Annotated in this window: 12 protein-coding genes and 2 pseudogenes; 8 read left to right on the forward strand and 6 right to left on the reverse strand. The window is 74.1% G+C overall.

Annotation, left to right across the window (positions count from 1 at the left end; all coding sequences use genetic code 11):
- Window positions 1–964 precede the first annotated feature (964 nt).
- Window positions 965–2,851 carry an ABC transporter ATP-binding protein gene (locus ACFZAU_RS37400; RefSeq protein WP_500555906.1) on the reverse strand — a complete coding sequence of 629 codons (1,887 nt, stop codon included), beginning with the start codon at window positions 2,849–2,851 and terminating at the stop codon, window positions 965–967.
- A 316-nt stretch (window positions 2,852–3,167) separates the two neighbouring features.
- On the opposite strand from ACFZAU_RS37400, the gene ACFZAU_RS37405 reads away from it, so the two are divergent.
- Entirely contained in the window at window positions 3,168–4,061 is an 894-nt protein-coding gene (locus ACFZAU_RS37405; protein ID WP_500555907.1) for a class I SAM-dependent methyltransferase, read from the forward strand.
- On the opposite strand, the gene ACFZAU_RS37410 is transcribed toward ACFZAU_RS37405, so the two are convergent.
- From ACFZAU_RS37410 to ACFZAU_RS37425, 4 genes are all read right to left on the reverse strand, one after another.
- A complete protein-coding gene (locus ACFZAU_RS37410; protein ID WP_500555908.1) occupies window positions 4,056–4,916 on the reverse strand; it encodes an alpha/beta fold hydrolase in 861 nt (286 codons plus the stop codon). The genes ACFZAU_RS37405 and ACFZAU_RS37410 overlap by 6 nt on opposite strands.
- 52 nt (window positions 4,917–4,968) lie before the next feature.
- Complete coding sequence (locus ACFZAU_RS37415) at window positions 4,969–5,733, reverse strand: alpha/beta hydrolase (RefSeq protein WP_500555909.1); 765 nt, start codon at window positions 5,731–5,733, stop codon at window positions 4,969–4,971.
- 226 nt (window positions 5,734–5,959) lie between these two features.
- Window positions 5,960–7,930, reverse strand: coding sequence for an alkaline phosphatase family protein (locus ACFZAU_RS37420; RefSeq protein WP_500555910.1), 1,971 nt, complete (start codon window positions 7,928–7,930; stop codon window positions 5,960–5,962).
- A 508-nt stretch (window positions 7,931–8,438) separates the two neighbouring features.
- A complete protein-coding gene (locus tag ACFZAU_RS37425) occupies window positions 8,439–9,341 on the reverse strand; it encodes a metallophosphoesterase family protein (protein ID WP_500555911.1) in 903 nt (300 codons plus the stop codon).
- 150 nt (window positions 9,342–9,491) lie between these two features.
- On the opposite strand from ACFZAU_RS37425, the gene ACFZAU_RS37430 reads away from it, so the two are divergent.
- Complete coding sequence (locus ACFZAU_RS37430; RefSeq protein WP_500555912.1) at window positions 9,492–10,769, forward strand: nucleotidyl transferase AbiEii/AbiGii toxin family protein; 1,278 nt, start codon at window positions 9,492–9,494, stop codon at window positions 10,767–10,769.
- A 363-nt stretch (window positions 10,770–11,132) separates the two neighbouring features.
- Here ACFZAU_RS37430 and ACFZAU_RS37435 read toward each other — a convergent pair whose 3' ends face one another.
- Window positions 11,133–12,581 (reverse strand): MFS transporter, encoded by a 1,449-nt coding sequence (locus ACFZAU_RS37435; RefSeq protein ID WP_500555913.1) that lies wholly within the window; start codon window positions 12,579–12,581, stop codon window positions 11,133–11,135.
- Window positions 12,582–12,881: 300 nt separating this feature from the next.
- On the opposite strand from ACFZAU_RS37435, the gene ACFZAU_RS37440 reads away from it, so the two are divergent.
- The 6 genes and pseudogenes from ACFZAU_RS37440 to ACFZAU_RS37465 form a co-directional block, all read left to right on the forward strand.
- Window positions 12,882–13,460, forward strand: a complete 579-nt coding sequence (locus tag ACFZAU_RS37440; protein WP_500555914.1) for a TetR/AcrR family transcriptional regulator — start codon at window positions 12,882–12,884, stop codon at window positions 13,458–13,460.
- A gap of 142 nt (window positions 13,461–13,602) precedes the next feature.
- The gene (locus ACFZAU_RS37445) at window positions 13,603–13,758 is read left to right on the forward strand and encodes a hypothetical protein (RefSeq protein ID WP_500555915.1); all 156 of its coding nucleotides are present in this window, start codon (window positions 13,603–13,605) and stop codon (window positions 13,756–13,758) included.
- A 145-nt stretch (window positions 13,759–13,903) separates the two neighbouring features.
- A complete protein-coding gene (locus ACFZAU_RS37450) occupies window positions 13,904–15,415 on the forward strand; it encodes an NlpC/P60 family protein (RefSeq protein WP_500555916.1) in 1,512 nt (503 codons plus the stop codon).
- A gap of 214 nt (window positions 15,416–15,629) precedes the next feature.
- Window positions 15,630–19,412, forward strand: a complete 3,783-nt coding sequence (locus tag ACFZAU_RS37455) for an nSTAND1 domain-containing NTPase (protein WP_500555917.1) — start codon at window positions 15,630–15,632, stop codon at window positions 19,410–19,412.
- 482 nt (window positions 19,413–19,894) lie between these two features.
- Window positions 19,895–20,359 (forward strand): annotated as a pseudogene (locus ACFZAU_RS37460) (GTP-binding protein); the annotation flags it as partial.
- 58 nt (window positions 20,360–20,417) lie between these two features.
- Window positions 20,418–20,585 (forward strand): annotated as a pseudogene (locus ACFZAU_RS37465) (IS982 family transposase); the annotation flags it as partial.

The following is a 20,585-nucleotide window of genomic DNA, read 5'->3' on the forward strand; positions in this document are numbered from 1 at the left end:
GATACGTGTTCGGTGTGCACGATGTCGGCCAGGACTTCGGCGAAGCGTCGTTCGCATAGGGCGAGAGTGGCTGGGTTGCCGGCCGGTGCGGCGGTCAGGACGTCGTGAGAGTTCCCCATCAGCTGGGTCCCTTGAGAAGACACGGTGGTTGATGCAGGCACGCTGAACTACATGAACGAGATCCACGCACTTGCCTGGACTGCTACAAGAGCTTGGGCCGGAACGCAGCTGCATGATCGCCCGCCATGACCGTGGCCGTTTGGGGTTGGCCCTATTCGACGGTCTGATCCGGCCGACTAGATCGACAGTACTGCTTACGCGCAACGCCTCCCTCGACCGTAATAGCAAGGGGTCTGTCGAGGCGCGGAAAGATCAAACCGAACTTCGCGGCCAGTCCCGCCTCGATCCCCTGCCCGTCCCCTCGGCGCATCCTGGTCTCCTGAGCGGTGGCCGCCGGAACAGAAGACCACGAGCCTTTTCTCAGAGTACGACTGTGTGAGCTGCCCCGCGTTTCGTGGAGTCGGTGATCGCGTGATCAGGCATTCTGCGGGGGTATTTCCTTGCATCGCGCCCAGTATGCGTGCTCGTAATCGTCGAATCGCGCGTAGCCGAGAGCTGGATAGAGACGTTCATTCTTCTACCACGCGTCCCTTGGAAAGACGGCCCGCTCGATCTCGTCGACGTCCCGCCACGGCCCCCCTGATGCTCGATCAGTTCAACTCTGACACCGTCTCCCGCGCGTTCCTCTACGTCATCACCGTCATCAACATGGTGCTCCCTGCGGGATCCTGGAAGGTCTTCCGGCAAATGCCGTATGGCCTGCGATCCAGTGCGGGTCGGTCCGCGGTGCGAGGGACGATCCCCGCGGGCGCGGGGAACTCAGCGCGGCTCCCCGCGCTTGTCGCGAGGCCGGAACGGAGTGGAAAGGGTTCGTTCGTCCTGAAGCGGGTCTGTCCGCCGAGGGTCAGACCACGGTGCCCGGCAGGACGCCCTCCTCGCGGAACTGCGTGCGGTACAGCTCGGCGTAGCGGCCGTCGGCGGCGAGGAGTTCGGTGTGGGTGCCGCGCTCGACGATGCGGCCGTCCTCGACGACGAGGATCAGGTCGGCGGCGCGCACCGTGGAGAGGCGGTGGGCGATGACGACGGCGGTGCGGTCGGTGAGGGCCTCGGCGAGGGCCTCCTGGACGGCGGCCTCGGAGGTGCTGTCGAGGTGGGCCGTGGCCTCGTCGAGGATGACGACCCGCTGGCCGGCCAGGAGCAGCCGGGCGATGGTCATGCGCTGGCGCTCACCGCCGGAGAGGCGGTAGCCGCGTTCGCCGACGACGGTGTCGAGGCCGTCGGGGAGGTCGGCCACCAGACGCTCGAGACGGGCGCGGCGCAGGACCTCGCGCAGTTCGTCCTCGGTGGCGTCGGGCCTGGCCAGCAGCAGGTTGGCGCGGATCGTGTCGTGGAAGAGGTGGCCGTCCTGGGTGACCATGCCGACCGTGGCCCGCAGTGACGCGGCCGTCAGATCGCGGACGTCGGCGCCGCCGACCCGGACGGCGCCCGCGTCGGCGTCGTACAGGCGCGGCAGCAGCTGCGCGATGGTCGACTTCCCGGCGCCGGAGGAGCCCACGAGCGCGACGGTGTGGCCGGGTTCGGCGCGGAAGGAGATCCCGTGGAGGACCTCGCCGCCGGCGCGGGTGTCCAGGGTGGCGACCTCCTCCAGCGAGGCCAGCGACACCTTGTCGGCGGACGGGTAGCCGAAGCGGACGTCCTCGAACTCCACGGCCACGGGACCGTCCGGCACCGGGCGGGCGTCGGGCCGGTCCGTGATGAGGGGCCGCAGGTCGAGGACCTCGAAGACGCGCTCGAAGCTGACCAGGGCGCTCATGATGTCGACGCGGGCACCCGCGAGGGAGGTCAGCGGCGCGTAGAGGCGGGTGAGGAGGAGGGCGAGGGTCACGACGGAGCCGGCGTCGAGGGTGCCGGTGAGCGCGAAGTGGCCGCCCAGGCCGTAGACGAGCGCCAGCGCGAGCGCGGAGACGAGGGTGAGGGCCGTGATGAACGCCGACTGCGACATCGCGGTCCGCACGCCGATGTCCCGGACCCGGCGGGCGCGTTCGGCGAAGTGGGCCGACTCGTCCGAGGGACGGCCGAAGAGCTTCACCAGGGTGGCGCCCGGCGCCGAGAAGCGCTCGGTCATCTGGGTGCTCATGGCGGCGTTGTGCGCCGCGGCCTCCCGCTGGAGGCGGGCCATGCGGGTGCCCATGCGGCGCGCCGGGACGACGAAGACCGGGAGGAGCACGAGGGCGAGCAGGGTGATCTGCCAGGACAGGGTGAGCATGACGGCGAGGGTCAGCAGGAGGGTGACGAGGTTCCCGACGACGCCGGAGAGCGTGTTGCTGAAGGCGCGCTGGGCGCCGATCACGTCGTTGTTGAGCCGGCTGACCAGGGCGCCGGTGCGGGTCCGGGTGAAGAAGGCGACCGGCATGCGCTGGACGTGGTCGAACACCGCGGTGCGCAGGTCGAGGATGAGGCCCTCGCCGAGGTTCGCCGACAGCCAGCGGCCCAGCAGCCCGAGCCCCGCCTCGGCCAGGGCGATCACGGCGATGAGCACCGCGAGCGTCGTGACCCGCCCGGGGTCGCCGCCGGAGACGATGGCGTCGACGACCCATCCGGCGAGGACCGGGGTCGCCACGGCGAGCAGCGCGGTCACGGTGCTCAGCAGGACGAACTGGATGATGCGCCGCCGGTGCGGCCGGGCGAAAGCGCCGACGCGGCGCAGGGTGTCTCGGGCCAGGGGGCGGCGGTCCTGCGTGGCGTACATGACGCTGTGCAGCTGGGTCCAGGCCGTGGTCTCCATGCTCATGCACCGACCGTAGGACCTCGACCGTCCTTGAGGTCAAGCAACCCCCGACACGCGCGCCCGGTCCGGCTGCCGAGGGGGTACGAGGAAGTGCTGCCCGAGGCGATTCCGGCCCCGGCGTCCGGTTCCGTGCCGGGTGCGGCGTACGCGGCTCTGCGCGGTCGACACCTACCCGCGCCGGCCGCCCTGGTGCACCAGGACGCCTGGCCCCGGTACGCCCGCCCTCGTGACACCTGCCGGGCGGCGTCCCCGGAATTCCGGCCGGGGATCGATATCCTCGCCTCCAGTCCGGCGGACCACCTTCCCCAGGGAGCCGTTCATGCCGCATTCGGGAGAAACCGTGGACGGAATTCCCCGGCCGCAGCGGTTCGCCGACGTCGAGGGGTGGTTCTGGCCGGTCGACCAATTGCTCTTCGACTGGTTCCTGCGACGGCAGCACGACCGGGAACACCTCGGTGACCTGCTGGAACTCGGCGCCTACATGGGAAAGAGCGCCATCTTCATGGGGAACTACCTCCGCCAGGGGGAACGGTTCACGGTGTGCGACCTGTGGGATTCCCCGGCGGCGGACGACCCCAACAGCGCCGAGACGAACAAGGCGTACGCGACGCTCACCCGGCGTGCCTTCGAGGCCAATTACCTCTCCTTCCACGACCGGCTCCCCACCATGGTGCAGGGCCCGACCTCGGTCATCACCTCGCACGTCGGCGCCGGCAGTTGCCGCTTCGTGCACGTCGACGCCTCGCACCTGTACGAGCACGTCTCCGGGGACATCGCGGCGGCGCGCGCCCTGCTGGTCCCGGACGGCATCGCGGCCTTCGACGACTTCCGCAGCGAGCACTGCCCGGGCGTCGCCGCCGCCGTGTGGGCGGCGGTGGCGACGGTCGGCCTCAAACCCATCGCGGTCACCAGCACCAAGCTCTACGGCACCTGGGGCGACCCCGCGCCCGCGGGCGAGGAGCTGCGGCGGTGGCTCACGACCCGCCCGGACCTGTGGCACGCCGTCGACCAGGTGGCGGGCGTGCCCCTGATCCGCATCAGGGGCACGAAAGCGGCGTCACCCGTCCCGCCGGTCTCCCGCCACGCGCCGCTCCCCGGCCGCACGTCCCCGGCCGGGGTACGGGCCGCCGCCCTCAGGCGCCTGGCCAGGGACCTCGTCCCGCCGATCCTGGTCCGTGCGGTGCGGGCGGCCCGCCACCGCCGTACGTCATGAAGCCCTGACGGCGGCCCCACCCGCGAGGAATCCCGCGACGGCCGACACGAAGCGGCCGGCGTCGTCGAGCCAGGGGAAGTGCCCCGCCCCGGGCTGGACGACGAGCTCGGCGTCCGGGAACAGCCCGGCGAACTCGGCGACCGCGGCCGGCGGCGCCCCGACGTCGACCCGGCCGGCCAGCAGCAGGACCGGCGCGGCCAGCCGGGCGAGCGCGGCACGGGTGCCGTCCGGGTCGAACGCGCCCTCGGCCCCGAAGGCGGCGACCACCTCGTCCCTCATCTGCTCCCGCTCGGCCGCCTGGTGGGCCCGTGCCGTGTCGTCCCAGCGGCCGTACGAGAACGGCGCCAGGGCCTGCCAGTGTCCGGCCCCGGCCTCGCCCGCGGCGATCGCCTCCAGGGCCGCGAACGCCTCCCCGAACCAGGGCTCGCCGCGGCGCAGGAGGGCCGTCTCGCGCCGCAGGCCGGCGGTGATGCCGAGACCGACGGCGCGGACGCTCGGCGTGACCAGGACGAGCCTGCCGACCCGCTCCGGACGACGGCCCGCCCACTGCACGGCGATGTTCGCTCCCGCGCTGTGCGCGAGCACGTCCACCCGGTCGAGGCCGAGGTGCTGGCACAGGGCCTCCACGTCGTCGACGAGCCGGTCGCAGCGGCAGGAGGCGAGGTCGGCCGGCAGCCCCGACAGGCCGGTGCCGCGGAGGTCCGGTCTGATCAGCCGCCGGTGCGCGGACAGGCCGCCGAGGTCGCCGAGGTACAGGGAGTCCTGCGGCCCACCGGGCAGGCAGAGCAGCGGGCGGCCGGAGCCGAGGTCGTGGTAGGCGAGCTCGGTGCCGTCGTACGAGGGGAAGAAGGGCATGGCGGAGGTCCTTTCGGCGGCGCCGGGGGAAGCGCGGTGATCGGGCGCGGGGTCAGAGGTGTGCCGGCCGCGCACCGGACGCCCGGGCGAGACGGCCGGCGAAGAAGCGGTGTTCGCTCTCCACCTCGGAGGCGGGCAGCTCCATGTGCCGGCCCGGGTTGGCGTGGAGCGTCTTGTCACGGGAGGCGAAGGCGTCGAAGAGGGCGAGGGACGCGGACCGCGGCACCAGCTCGTCGTCCCACTGCAGGAGGAAGCGGACCGGGACGGTGATCCGGGCCGCCGCGTCGGCCAGGGACTCGTGGCCGAGCAGCCCGAACACGGCGGCGGTGATCCGGGGTTCGGCGGCCACGAGCGGCACGCCGACTGCGGTGCCCAGCGACATGCCCCAGAACCCGACGGGGACGTCCGGGCCGACGCGGCCGTGCTCCAGCAGGGCGTCCAGGGTGGCGCGCCACTCCGGGACGGCGCGGGCGGCCAGCGCCGCGTTGTGGGCCGCGACGAGCGGAGCGACGGGCCCGCCCGAGGCCACCGCCTCCCTGATGCGGACCGCGGCGGCCTCGTCGGCGGCGGTCCGCGGGCGGTCGCCGTGCCCGGGCGCGTCGATGGCGGCGACCGCGAAGCCTCCGGTCGTCACGTGGTGGTGGGCGCGGGCCAGGACGCCCGGGGCCTTCTTGTGCTGTCCTCCGCCGTGCGCGAGCAGGATCAGCGGGCGGTCGCCGTCCGCGCCGGCGGGGGACCAGAGCACGCCGGTGACGTCGCCGAGGACGAAGTGGTGTTCCGAGACGCCGTCGGCGGTCGTCTGCGAGAGGAAGCGCATGGTTCGGTGCCTTTCGGGATGCCTTCGGGCACTCCCGGGGACACCTGCGTCAGAGGATCCGCGCAGCCGTGCGAGAGGGGAGCACCCGTCCTGGTACAGCGTTGATGGGTCTCACCTCCTCGGTCGTCACTGCGCGGTGACGTTATCAGGCCCGTGCTCATGGGGCAGCAGGTTTTCCCGCCGCCCCCTGCTCGCTTGAGGGGCGGGGGGGGCGACGGGAACGGCGTCACGGCTGCGGGGAGCTGAACGCGGTCAGGAAGCGGTCGCGGAAGGTGTCCATCCGCCAGACGGGCGCGCCGTGTTCGGGCTGCAGGCCGTCGCTCCAGCCCCAGCCGGAGACCTGGTCCAGCACCTTGGGGTCGTGGGCGACGATCGCGATCGGCACGTCACGGCTGGCGTCGACGCCGACGACCGTCGACACCGGCTGGTGGTCGCCGAGGAAGACCAGCACGGTGTTCTCGTCGCCGTACTTCGTCACGAAGTCGATGAGGTTGGTCAGCGAGTACTGGACGGACTTGGCGTACTCCTGGCGCACCAGGGCGGCGTCCTTCCAGACGTCCTCGCGGTTCTTGCCCTCCTTCTCGATGGCGTCGTAGACCGAGCCGTCGCCGACCTCGTCCCAGCCGATCGTGCGGGGGACCGGGGCCCAGGGGGTGTGGCTGGACGTCAGGATGATCTCCGACATCATCGGCTGGTTCGACGCCTTCCCGTGCTCCAGGCGCTCGAAGGCCGACAGGGTGTACTGGTCGGGCATCCGCGACCAGCCGAACCTGGGTCCCTGGTAGCCCATGGTGCGGGAGTCGTGGACGTGGTCCAGGCCGAAGAACTTGGCTTCCGGCCAGGCCCGCGTGACGCCGGGCATCATGCCGACCGTCCGGAAGTCGCCGGTGCGCTTGAAGGCACCGGTCAGGGTCATCCGGTCACTGGAGCTGACGTAGCGGTAGCGCTGCTGGTCCGGGACCCACAGCCCGGACAGGAAGGTGGTGTGGGCGAGCCAGCTGCCCCCGCCGGTGACGGGCGAGGTCAGCCAGCCGCTGCGGGCGGAGAACCCGGCGTCGGCGAGCTGCCGGGTGCCGTCGCGGAGCGCCGCGTCGACGCCCGGCGCCATCGCGGGGTCCTCGACCGCGCCGCGGCCGTAGCTCTCGATGAACGTGAAGATGACGTCCTTGCCCCGCAGCCCGGACAGCAACTGCTCCGACGGCACCTTCGCGAAGCGGTCGTCGGCCACCTCCTTGGCGAACACCTTCCGGTCGGCCAGTCCCTGCTGCACCATGGCCACCTCGCCCCGGACCCGCTGGCCGGCGACCTTGGCGGCCACGCTCAGCCCGGAGACCTGGACGCCGAGCGTCGCGCACGTCATCCAGACCACGCCGGCCACCAGGGTGCTGCGGCGTGCCGCCGAGGGGTGCCGCGCCATCAGCTTGGACAGCCGCACGATCGCCAGCGGCATCAGCACCACCAGCGCGAGGACGGCGAACAGGGCTCCGGCCAGGGCCCCGTACGCGGTCGCGCCCCCGGACGAGTCCTTCAGGAACGACAGCCCGTCGGCGAACAGGGACCAGTCGAACAGCAGGTAGAACGGCCGTTGCAGCGTCTGGTAGAAGCCCATGTCCACACAGTTGAGGAGGACCAGCAGGGCGAGGAGGACACCGCTGAGCACCGCCACCACGCGCCGCGGCCTCGGCGGCAGCACGAGCAGCAGGGCGGCCAGCAGGATCGGCTCCGCCGGGACGCGGGCGAAGCGGGACGCGGTCAGCTGGGGGAGCCGGTCGGGCATCAGGAAGGCGAAGAGCACCAGGACGGCGGCGAGGAACGTGAGACTCCACGACAGGGCGCGGGTGACGTCGGGGTGTCGCTCCTGCCATCGGGCGAGGGCGTTCTTCGCGGCGGGGGCGGGTTCCGCGGGGCCGGGTCCGGGGTCGGGCTCGGGCTCGGGGTCCGGGTCGGTGGGGGGCGGTGCGGCGGGGGACGGTTCCGCCGAGTCCTCCTGGGCCTTTTCCGCGCCAGGCCCGTCGTCGGAGGTGGCTGCCGCCTCGGGCGCGGCGGCCTCCGTGCCGTCATCCGGGGCCGACTCGGCGACGGGCTCCTCCGGGGCCGGCTCCGCGACCGGCTCCTCCGGGGCGTCACCTGGGGGCGTTCGCTCCGTCGAGTCCGCCTGGTCCTTTGCCGACCGCTGATGAGCGCTGGAGAGCGACACCCCGAAGTTCCTTCCACACGAGCCACAGTGACGGACGATGACCCCGCCTGAAGACGCTTGGGTCACCGACAAGCCTGTACGGCTCGCCGGCCGCCTCGGTTCACCCTCCTCCCGTTCGTCGGGAAAAGCCGACCATCGCATGGGCATGTCTTTACGGAACAGGGAGGGTTTCACCCGGCTGTGCCCACGGCGTCACCCTGTTGCCGGTGAGCGGGCCGGTCGGCAGCTGCGGCGCGCGGTGAAGGCGCCCGGGGTGTGGTCGGTGCGCCGCCAGGGGCTGCCGCCCTTGCGGCGGTGGGGGCCTGGCCGGACGGTGCCGGGTGGCGCAGGTCCGCGGGGGTCGTCCCGCGAGGGGTTCGCGGGCCTCGCCGTGCGGGAGGCCGGCCGCCGGGGCGGGTGCGCCGAGGCCCTCGAAAGGTGCCCGATTCGCCAGGTATTGTCTCTTCGTTCGTCGCGACGGACCGTCAGGTGCGACGTGCGGTGAGGTCGAGCCGGTCTCCCCGCAGGCTCAACGGCCGGGTGCGGCCCAGGCGCGGGGGCCCAGGCGGTCGATGATCGTACGGAGCTGCTCACGGTCGAGCTCGTAGATCGTCTCGCCCGCCCGCGGGTCGCGCGCGTGCAGGGTGTGGAACAACGGCCCGCCGTGGGAGCCGATCTGGACGAGGGTGGCCGCGGCCCCCCGGACGGCGCGCTCGGTGCCGGGCGCCGCGGTCAGGTCGACCCGGCCCACGACGCCCGGGGTCACCCACACCGGCACGGACTCCAGGTGCCCGGACAGCTGGAGGTGGAAGTGGCCGCAGAGGATCAGCCGGACGTCCGTGCCGCGGACGGCGTCGGCCAGTTCGCCGGGGTTCCGCAGGCCCAGCGCCTGCTGCACCTCGACGTCGAGGGCGATCGGCGGATGGTGCAGCACCAGCACGGTGCCCATGGGCGCCGGGGTGGCCAGGACCTCCCGCAGCCAGGCGAGCTGGTCGCCGCCGAGCAGGCCGTACCCCATGCCGGGCACCAGCGAGTCGAGCGTGACGAAGCGGAAGCCGTCGACCAGGCTCACGGCCGCCCGCTCCCCGGCGGGCGAGGTGAGCATCGCCTGCGCGTGGTTGCGGCCGTCCGGCCGCAGGTGCCCGCTGCCCAGCGCCCGTGCGAAGGCCCGCCGCTCGTCGTGGTTGCCGGTGCTGTAGAACACCGGCGCCTGCCGCCGCAGGGCGAAGTCCCGGACGATGTCGCGCACGGAGAGGTACGCGTCCAGCGAGCCGTCGTCGGCGATGTCGCCGCTGATGACGATGACGTCGATGTCCGTCACCGGCTCGAGGTCGTTGAGCAGCCCGCGCAGCGACTCCCTCGCGTTGACGCCACCCGCCTTCGGTGAGCCGAAGCGGTCGAGGTGGGTGTCGGAGAGATGCAGGATCCGCATTGCGCGTACGGTACTCGGCTCGCGCCGCGACGTCACCGGTCATTGGCCCGGGCAACGGACGGGCGGGGGCCGCGGAACGAGGTTGCGCGGCGGCGCGGCGGTCGTGAGGCTGGGCCCGGCAAGGAGACGCCGGGGAAGAGGGGGAGGGCCGTGCGACGGTCGTGGAGGGACTTCGACTGGACGTCCACCGAGGTGCCGCAGGCGCCGCGGGACGACACGCAGCGCCTGCGGCGGGGGCTGCCGCGGACGCTGCGGGCCGTACAGGACCGGCGGGCCGTGCAGCGGCCGGTGTTCGACCCGGCGCTGAGGCAGTACTCCAACGCGTACCGGGCGGCCGACCCGCGGTTCGCCGATTTCGGGGTGGAGGCGGCGTGGCTGGAGTCGCGCCGCCGGGCGACGGACCTCGTGCTCGCCGGCGTCGCGGACTCGCCGTGGGCGGAGCACCTGGTGCTGCGCGGCAGCAGGCTGCTGCGCGCGTGGTTCGGGGACGCCGCCCGGGAGCCCGGCGACCTGGACTTCGTCGTCGTGCCCAGGGAGTGGCGGATCGAGGAGCCGCGGACGGAGGCGATGTTCGACGGCATCGCCCGCGCGGCCGGGTACGGTTCCGCGTCCGGGCCGGTGCGGGTCCACGCGGAGGACGCGGTCGCCGAGGACATCTGGACGTACGAGCGGGTGCCCGGACGCCGCCTCGTCCTGCCGTGGACGGCGGACGGACTGCCCGGCGGGATCGTCCAGCTCGACGTCGTCTTCAACGAGCGGCTGCCCGCACCCCCGGAGGCCGTCCGGCTTCCCGCCCTGTCGGCGGGCGGTCCGGAGGCGGCGGTGCTCGGGGTCTCCCCGGAACTTTCGCTGGCGTGGAAGCTGATGTGGCTGGTCAGCGACCGGCACCCGCAGGGCAAGGACCTGTACGACGCGGTGCTGCTCGCCGAGTCCTGCCGGCTGCGCTACGAGGTGCTGCGCGACGTCTTCCTCGACGCGGAGGACTCGTACGCGCTGAGCCCCGTCACCGTGGACGGGCTCGGCGAACTGGTACCCGCGGTGGAGTGGCGGCACTTCGTGGCCGAGTACCCCGGGTCGGGCGGCGACGCTGCCGAGTACGGGCGCCGCCTGACCGACGCACTGGCCCCGACCTTCGAGGGCGCCCCGCGGGGCGCCGCGCTGCGGGACTGGTGGATGGCGCCCTGGCTCGCGGAGTACCGCGAGGTGCACGAGCGCGAGGGCATGACGGGTCTGCAGAAGCGGCTGGCCGCCGAGGCGGGCCCCCCGGTCGCCGTCGTCATCACCCGGCAGGTCCTCGGGCCCGGCCGGTGCGGCCCCGAGGAGGCCCTGGAGATCATGCTGGCCGACCCGGCCTGGTCCCAGTGGGTGGGGATCTACGAGCGGCACCCGCAGTGGCGCCGGGAGCTCGTGGAGGAGTCGGGGGAGTGAGGGCGGCCTCCGGCCGGGGCCGGCGCTGTGGCCGGAGGGTTCGGGCGGCTTGAGACCACGGCGGGTGCCCTCCCGGCCGGGGCAGGGCCCCCGCGGGCCCAGGAGCACCTCTCACGGCCGGGGAGTGCGGCGCCGATCGGGGAACCAGGTGCGGTGACCTCGCGAGGCCGGCCGCGCCCGCACGTGGTGCGTGCGGGCGCCGTCGGGGTGTCCGTCGCGGTCGGCGATCGGGAGCACGGGTGTCGGGGGCGCCGTCCGCAGTGGATGGCGGACGCGCGCGGGTACGGCGGCCCTGCCACGGCAGCGTGGGAAATGAGGGAGGGTGCGGCGGGCCCGGCAGGGCCGCCGCACCCACCGGGGGCATCAGCCGCGGGCGGCCGAGGTGACCGCTTCGGCCTCCGCCGGGGCCGGGGCGGGACCGCCCGCGGCCCGACGGGTCGCGGCGGCGCGGTGGACCGGGACGAGGAGCGCGGCCAGGGCGGCGGCGAGGCACAGCACGGCCAGGAGGCCGAAGGCGTGCGTGTAGCCCGAGGCGTAGGGGAGGCCGGAGGGCTGGAGCCGGCTGGTGACCAGGACGCTGGTGACCGCGGCGCCGATGGAACCGCCGATGGTGCGGATGTTGGCGTTCATGCCGCTCGCGGCGCCGGTCTGCTCGGCCGGGACGCTGCGCACGATCAGGTTGGCCATGGAGGCGAAGGCGAGCCCGATGCCGAGGCCGAAGATGCCGGCCGCGAAGGCCACCTGCCACTGCTGGTCGTGCCACGCCGCGAGGGTGCCGCAGGCCACGGCGCCCAGTGCGGCGCCGGCCGTGAGCAGGTGCTTCGCGCCCACCACGGGCTCCAGGCGGCCGCTGAGCACGCCGGAGAGGAACATCGCGATCAGCATGGGCAGCATCAGCAGGCCGGCCCCCGTCACGCTGGCGCCGAAGCCGTAGCCCGCGGCGCGCGGGGTCTGGGCGAAGCCGGGGAGGAAGGACCAGATCGCGTACATGCCCGCGCCGAAGAGCAGGCCGGCGGTGTTGGTGGTCCACACGGCGCGCAGCCGCATGATGCGCAGGTCGATCAACGGGTGGCGGGAACGCGCCTCGGCGGTCAGCCACAGGGCGAAGAGGACGACCGCGGCGGCGAACAGGCCGAGGGCGCGGCCGGAGGTCCAGCCCCACTGGGTGGCCTGGCTGAGCGGCAGCAGCAGGGCCACGAGCCACCCCGACAGGAGTACGGCGCCGAGCCAGTTGACGCGTCCCTCGGCCCGGCTCGGGGACTCGGGCACGTAGCGGTAGGCGATCAGCGCGGTGACCGCGACGATGCCGACGGGCAGCCAGAACAGCCAGCGGTAGTCGAGCGCCGAGACGATCGGGCCGGCCGCCACGATGCCGACGCCGCCGCCCGCGGCGATCACGGCGGACAGGTTGCTGATGCTCGGGCCCACGCGGTCCGCGCCGAACTCGTCCCGGATGATGCCGAAGGACAGCGGGAAGAGCGCGCCGCCGATGCCCTGGACGACACGGGCGATGATCAGGACGCCGATGGAGGGCGCGAGCGCGGCGAGCAGACAGCCGAGCGTCAGGGTGACCAGGACGGCGACGAGCGTGCGCTTCTTGCCGATCAGGTCGCCGACCCGGCCGAGGATGGGGGTGAAGACCGAGGCGGACAGCAGGTAGGCCGTCATCACCCAGGTCGCGGTGGACTGCGAGGTGTGCATGGCGTGCTGGACCGTCGGCAGGGCCGGCGCGATCAGCGACTGCAGCATGGAGAACACGCCCGCACCGGTCGCGAGGACCGCGAAGGTGAGGCGGGTGGACTTCCGTGGCATGAAAAAGCCTCTCCGGTTCCGAACGGGGGGCGTGGCCGGGGTGGCCCGGCCGTGGTCGTACGGGCTGGGTGGGCAGCCCGGGGAACCGGTGGCCGCGCGCGGCGGCCGCCGGGGAAGGTGAGGGGCGGGCGATGCGTCGGCGCACGGCCCGGGGATGGGTCACACCGGGGTGCGTACGCCTCGCCGCCGCGTGCCCGGCACGCGGCGGTGGGAACCGCACCCCGACTGCTAAAGTGGAGGTATGCCTCCACTGTAGCGGAGGCTACCCTCCACTTCAAACGTTCGGGTCAGGAGGCAGCAGTGACGGCCGACACGTTCCCCGTCAGCGCGATCGTCGCGTCCCAGCGCCCGCACCGCAGGGACGCGGCGCGGAACTACGACGCCCTGCTGGCGGCCGCCCGCGAGGCCTTCACGGAGAACGGCTCGGAAGCCTCCCTGGAGGACATCGCCCGGCGCGCGGGCGTGGGCATCGCCACCCTCTACCGGAACTTCCCCACCCGCCGGCACCTCTTCGAGTCCGTCTACGCGGACGAGGTCAACGACCTGTGCCGGGTCGCCCAGGAGGTCGCCGACCGCGAGCCGTGGGAGGCCCTCACCTCCTGGCTGGGCCGCTTCGTCGACTACACCGTGACCAAGCGCGCCATCCGCGAGGCGCTCAGCAACGAGTCCGACGTCTTCCTGGCCTGCCGCGATTCCATGTTCCAGGCCGGCGGCCCCCTCTTCGACCGCGCTCAGCAGGCCGGCGAGGCCCGCGGCGACATCTCCTTCGACGACCTGCTCCGCATGGTCTCGGGCATCTCCGCGACCCACTTCGCGGACGACGCGCAGCGCGACCGCATCCTCGCCGTGGCCCTCGACGGGGTCCGCGCGGGCCGCTGACCCGCGCCGCCGGCCCGCGGGCCGGTCAGCTCCGCGGGTGGGGTGCGGCGTAGGCGCGGACGGCCGCCACCCGGTCCGGGCCCACCGCAGTTCGCGCCGGCCCTTGCGACGCCGCGGGCTACAGCTTCAGCCCCAACAGCTGGTGGTCGAGCCGGCTGTCCTCGTACCTCGTTCCGGCGGCTGCACCAAGTCGTTCGCCTCGGGCCCGAGGGACAACGCCACCTTCACCGGGAGCGTGCCGTACGTCGGTTCGGCGCTCAAGGACGCCGTCACCTACATCGAGGTCTGGCGCGGCTGACCACGCCCACCAGGGGTTTTCCGGCCTCGAGGCGAAGAGGAAACGGGAAACCCCTGTTGCCAGCGGGCCGTTCGGGGCCACCGTGAGGGCCGACACGCGACCGAGGGCGGCGCCGGACGCCGCCCCGTCTTTGGGGGAAGACCGCATGAGAGCACGACGCTGGGGCGGTGGACTGGTCGCCGCCGTGGTGACCGCCCTGCTCCTCGCGCTCGTCCCGGCCGCCGCCGCCCACGCGGCCGGGACCGGCGAGCAGAACTGGTGCAGCCTGCAGGGCATCGCCTCCGACGAGGCGCATCGGGCCGCGGACGCGGCCTGCCAGGAGTGGCGCAACCGCACGCTGTACACGTGGGGCGGCGGGCACGGCCCCGCACCCGGCGCGAGTTACGGCACCATCGACATCCACGACCTGGAAGAGACCTGGAACGACCCGAACACCCGCGGCTTCGACTGCTCGGGGTTCGTCCGCTGGGCCTGGTACAAGGCCGTCGGGTGGGACATCCTCGGCGGCGGCACCGCCGAGTCGATGTACCGGAGCGCCGGGCGCGCCTACCAGGCCGTCCACGGCAGCGGCGGCGGCAAGCCGGCCGTCTCCGACCTGCAGCCCGGGGACATCGTCTTCACCGGGATCGGCGGCACCGTCGACAGCATCAGCCACGTGATGCTCTACCTCGGCGGCGGCTACGTCGTGGAGGCGTACCAGTCGCAGCACCCCGTCCGGGTGATCGACATCAACGCGCGCATCGACAACAACCGCCTCGCCGGGGTGGCGCGCATGCCGCAGGGCGGGCCCTTCACGGAGCCGCCCGGTTACGACGGAAGCCTCCAGGTGACCTGGGGCACCGACGTCGCCGTACGGCAGCACCCCAACAAGACGGCGGCGCTGGTGACCCGGCTGTCCGGGCCGGACCTGGTGTACGCCACCTGCCAGCAGCACGGGGAGAGCGTCACCGCCGAGGGCTACACCAACGACGCCTGGACGTACCTGTCCAACCGCGGGGGCTGGATCAGCAACATCTACCTGAGGGGCCCGGCCTGGCTGCCCGAAGTGCCCGCCTGCACCGGCTCCGCCTACGATCCGCAGACCGGTACCGGGGGCGGCGGCGAGGCCTCCCAGGGCGGCGCCTACGGCACCTGGGGCACCGGCGTGGCGATCCGTTCCGAGCCGTCCACGACCAGCGGGACCACGGTGGCCCGGCTGGCCGGCCCGACGAACGTCGCCGTCAGCTGCCAGACGCACGCGCAGACCGTGACGTCCGAGGGGTACACCAACGACGCCTGGTCCTACCTGCCGCAGTACGGGGGTTGGATCACCAACATCTACCTGCGCGGCGACGCCTGGCCGGCCGGGGTGCCCGCCTGCGACGGCAAGGGCACCTCGACGCCGGCCGGCGCGAGCCCGTACGGCACCTGGGGCACCGGCGTGGCCGTCCACGGCTACCCGTCCACCGGGTCCGCGGTGGTGGCCCGGCTGGCCGGTCCGACCGACGTGGCGGTGTCCTGCCAGAAGTACGCGGAGGAGGTGACGGCCGAGGGCTACACCAACAGCGCCTGGTCGTACCTCCCGCAGTACCAGGGCTGGATCAGCAACATCTACATGCGCGGCGACGCCTGGCTGTCCGGCGTGCCGACCTGCGGCGCCGGGGGCGGCGCCATCTGACCTTCCCGGTCCGCCACGGCCGGTGTGGTCCCACCGCTCACGGGGGCGGTGGGGCCCGCCGGCCCGTGGCCATTTCTCGACCGTGCGCACCCCGTCCCCGGCGACCCCGGGAACCACGCCCCGCCCGGCGCACTCCTCACCTTCCGACGGTCCGCCGGCGAGGCGGTCGGGAACAGAGGTCGGCGCCCTCCGCGCCGTACGCGGCGGGGACGGGATGGACCGGACACCACACAGGCCGACCGGGCCCTTCGGCCGGGCACTGCGCGAACTGCGCCTGGAGCGCGGGGTGTCGCTGTCGGCGCTGGCCCGGCGCACCCACTACAGCAAGGGGTACCTCAGCAAGATCGAGACGGGCGGCAAACCGGCCAACGCCGACGTCGCCCGGCGCTGCGACGAGGCGCTGGACGCGGGCGGCGCGCTGCTCGCCCTGCTGCCCCCGGAACCCGGACCGCGAAGCACCCGCCCGCCGGCCGCCGACGACGGGGGAGCGCGGTGCCCCTACCCCGGTCTGTCCGCCTACGGCAGGCAGGACGCGGCCCGCTTCTTCGGCCGGGAGCGCGCAGTTGCGGAGCTGGTGGAACGGCTGGGGCGCCGGGCCGGCAGGGGGCCGCTGGCCGTGGTCGCGCCCTCCGGGGCCGGGAAGTCCTCGCTGCTGCGGGCCGGCCTGCTGCCCGCCCTGGCCGGCGGCCCGTACGGACACTGGCCGGTCGCCGTCTGCACCCCCACCGCGCGGCCCCTGGACGCCCTCGCGCGGGCGCTGGACCACGCCGTGGGCGGAGGACCGGAGGGGGTGGGCGGACAGGCGCCGCCCTCCGCCCGCGCCGCGACCCTCGTCGTCTCCCTCGGGGCCGGCGAAGGAGCGGTCGAGGACGGCACGCCGCGCACCGGACGCGTCCTCGTCGTCGACCAGTTCGAGGAGACGTTCACGCTCTGCGACGACGAGGCCGAGCGGCGCTCCTTCATCGCCGCGCTCACCGGGCTCGCCGCCACCGGTGACGCCGTCGTCGTCCTCGGGATCCGGGCCGACGTGACCGGACGCTGCCTGGAGTACCCGGCCCTCGTCCCCGTCATCAGCGACGGGCTGTTCGCCCTGGGCGCGATGAGCCCGGACGAACTGCGCGAGTGCATCGTGCGGCCCGCCCGGGAGGAGGGCACCGAGCTCGAACCGGGCCTGGTCGAGGTCCTGTTGCGGGACCTCGGCGCGACGGGGTCCCCGGACGGCCCGGCCGGCGCCGCCGGGCCCGGCGGCGACCCCGGGGCGCTGCCGCTGCTGGCGCACGCCCTGATGGCCACCTGGCGGCAGGGCACCGGCCGCACCATGACCGTGGCCGGCTACCTCGCGGCCGGCGGCATCCACGGCTCCGTCGCGACCGCCGCCGAGGCGCTGTACACCGCGCTGTCCCCGGCCGAGCAACTCGCCGCCCGCAGGCTGCTGCTGAGGCTGGTCCGGGTCGGCGAGGACAACGAGCAGTCGCGCCGCCCCCGCGGCACCGCCGACCTGCTGGACGGGCTGCCGGACACCGCCGCCGCCCGCACCGCGCTCGACGCCTTCGTGGCCGCGCGCCTGCTGACCGTCGGCACCGACCGCGTGGAGATCGTCCACGAGGCGCTGCTGCGGGCCTGGCCGCGCCTGCGCACCTGGATCCACGCCGCCCGTGCCGACCTGTTGCTGCACCAGCAACTGGCCGCGTCCGCCCGCGACTGGGAACGCGAGGGCCGCGACCCCGCCCTGCTCCACCGCGGCACACGCCTGGCGGCCGCCCGCGAGTGGGCCGCGGGCCCCGGCCGCCGCGACGGCGAACTCGGCGCGGCGGAAGTGGACTTCCTCGCCGCCTCCGCCCACGAGGAGGACCTGCGGCGGATCCTCGTACGGCGCCGGGCCCGCCAGCAGCGGACCGGGCTGGTCGTCCTCGCCGTGCTGCTGGTGCTGGCGGTGCTGGCGGGCGGCGTCGCCGTCGAGCAGCGGCTCGGTGCCGACCGGCAGCGCGCCACGGCGCTCTCCCAGGCGATGGCCGCCCGCTCCGCCCACCTCGCCTCCGGCCGCCCCGAGGCAGCCATGCTGCTGGCCGAGGCCGCCTACCGCACCGCCCCCACCACCGAGGCCCGCAGCGCCCTGCTCAGCACTCAGGCCGACGCCTTCGCGGGGCGGCTGACGGGCCACACCGGCGCCGTCAACGCGGTGGTGTTCTCGCCCGACGGCCGGCTGCTGGCCTCGGCGGGCTCCGACCGCACGGTACGGCTGTGGGACGTCGCCGGACGCACCGCAGCCGGCGTCCTCACCGGGCACCGCGGCCCCGTACGGTCGGTGGCCTTCTCCCCGGACGGACGGCTGCTGGCCTCGGCGAGCTCGGACGGCACGCTGCGGCTGTGGTCCGTGCCGGGCCGTCGCACGGTTGCCATGCTGACACACCATCAAGGCCCGGTACGAGCAGCGGCGTTCGCACCCGACGGCCGCACGCTGGCCTCCGCGGGCGCCGACGGCACCGTACGCCTGTGGGACGTCGCGACCGGTCGCCAGGAGGCCGTCCTCACCGGGCACACCGACGAGGTCCTCGCCCTGGCCTACCGCCCCGGCGGCAGGTTGCTCGCCTCCGCGGGCGCCGACCGCACCGTACGTCTGTGGGACACCCGGACGCGGCGGAGCCGCGCCGTCGTGCGCGACCACAGCGGCGACGTGCTCGCCCTCGCCTTCAGCCCCGACGGCCGCACCCTCGCCGGCGGCGGCGCCGACCGCACCGTGCGCCTGAGGGACGTCGCCACGCTGCGCCGCACCGCCACCCTCTCCGGGCACGACGACGACGTCAACGGGCTCGCCTTCGGGCCCGGCGGCCACACGGTCGTCTCCGCGGGCGGCGACGGCACCGTCGTCCGCTGGGACGTCCACACCCACCTGCCCGTCGAGACCCTCGCCGGCCACACCGACTACGTGCTCTCCGTCGCCGTGGCCGGCCACGGCGACCTCCTCGCCACCGCCGGCTTCGACCGCACCGTCGTCCTGTGGGACCTCAGCCGCAGCACCCTGGACACCGCGCCGGTCACGGAGGTCTGGAAGGCCGCCTACGACCCCGCGGGCCGGGTGCTCGCCTCGGCCGGCGGCGACGGCACCGTACGGGTCTGGGACATGGCGCGCCACGCCCCCGCGTACACCCTCACCGGGCACAGCGGACCCGTCTACGACGTCGCCTTCAGTCCGGACGGCCGGCTGCTCGCCTCCGCGGGCGCGGACCGCACCGTACGTCTGTGGGACACCCGGACCCGGCGTGGCCGTGCCGTGCTGCGAGGTCACGACGGCGCCGTCTTCGCGCTCGCCTTCAGTCCCGACGGGCGCACCCTCGCGACCGGCGGCGCCGACCGCACGGTGCGCCTGTGGGACACCGCGAGCGGGCGGCACGAGGCCACCCTCGCCGGCCACACCGACTTCGTGAACTGCTTGGCCTTCAGCCCCGACGGCCGCCTGCTGGCCAGCGGCAGTGACGACCTGACGCTCCGTCTGTGGCACCCGGCCACGGGCAGCCGCGAGGCCGTCCTGGCGGGTCACACCGGCTCCGTCCGCGGTGTCGCCTTCGCACCGGACGGCCGCACCCTCGCCAGCAGCGGCAACGACGGCACCGTCCGCCTGTGGGACGTCCCCCGGGCGCACGCCGCCGGGGTCCTCACCAGCCACACCGGGTCGGTCCGCGGCGTGGCCTTCTCGCCCGACGGCCGCACCCTCGCCAGCAGCGGCAACGACCGCACGGTACGGCTGTGGGACCCGGCGGCGCGGAGCCTGACCGCCACCCTCACCGGCCACACCCGCGCCGCGTGGAGCGTCGCCTTCAGCCCGGACGGCGGCACCGTGGCCAGCGCGGGCAACGACGGCACGATCCGCCTCTGGGACCCGGACGTCCGTCACCGCACCGCCGTGCTCTGCCGCCTGGCCGGCCCCTCGGACCCCACCCGCTGGCGGCGCCTCCTCCCGGGCTACGACTGGCCGGGCCCCTGCGGCTCAGGCGGGTAGCCGGGGGCCCGGAACCGCTAGCGCCGAACGTCGGGCGGAACGAGCGCTTCCGTACCGGGTACCCACCGTCCCGCAGGCGCGTTCCTTCCCGGGGACCGGGGAAAAACCCCGTGCCCCGGTCCCGGGCCGCTCACTACACTCGCGTCGATCGCGCGCCGCCGACATCGCGGCGCGGTCCGTGACGAACGAGGGGAGCCCGGCCGTGCGTTGGCGTACCGCTGCCGTCGTGCCCCCGTCACGGCATGAGGTGATCCTGGTGTCCTCGCCGGCCCGGTGCAGGCTGCGCGGCCTGCACCGGACGTCCGCGACGACCTCCTGACCCCTCCCGCACCAGCGGAGCCGCACCCGCGGAGCCGGGGCCGTCGGCCGGGTACGCCCTGCCGCCGCGCCCCCGGCCGCCCGCCGTGCACGGGGCCGGGCCGGGGCCGGAACCGCGGAAATCGCGCCGCCCACCTCAGGACCACCCGAAAGGCCACCGGGCCATGCGCACCGTCAATCCGCCGACCGCCGTACGCAACCTGGGCATCCTCGCCCACGTCGACGCGGGCAAGACCACCGTCACCGAACGGATCCTCTACCTCACCGGCGCCACCCACAAGCGCGGCGAGGTCCACGACGGCACGACCGTCACCGACTTCGACCCGCAGGAGCGCGACCGCGGCATCACCATCTTCGCCGCGGCCGTGACCTGCGACTGGGACGGCCACCGGATCAACCTGATCGACACCCCGGGCCACGTCGACTTCTCCGACGAGGTCGAACGCTCCCTGCGCGTCCTCGACGGCGCCGTCGCCGTCTTCGACGCGGTCGCGGGCGTCGAGCCGCAGGGCGAGGCGGTGTGGCGGCGGGCCGACCGGCACGGCGTCCCGCGGATCGCGTTCGTCAACAAGCTGGACCGCGTGGGCGCCGACCTGGACGCCGCCGTCGGTTCCATCCGGGAGCGCCTAGACGAGTAGTTCCGAAGTTCGGCCACCGGGAAAGGGCGAGGGTGTCCAAGATCCGTTTGTGACGACAGACCTGAACACCCTCTTGACCGCACTGTACGTGAAGATCGACGACGGGTTCGGAGGAACTCGCCGCACGGGCCGACCGCCCCGGCTGAGCGACTCCGAGCTCGTCTGCCTCGCGGTCGCCCAGGCCCTGCTGGGCTTCCACTCCGAAGCCCGCTGGCTC

Origin of the sequence: Streptomyces sp. NPDC008238 (genome assembly GCF_042956445.1) — a bacterium.
Classification (GTDB): Bacteria; Actinomycetota; Actinomycetes; order Streptomycetales; family Streptomycetaceae; genus Actinacidiphila.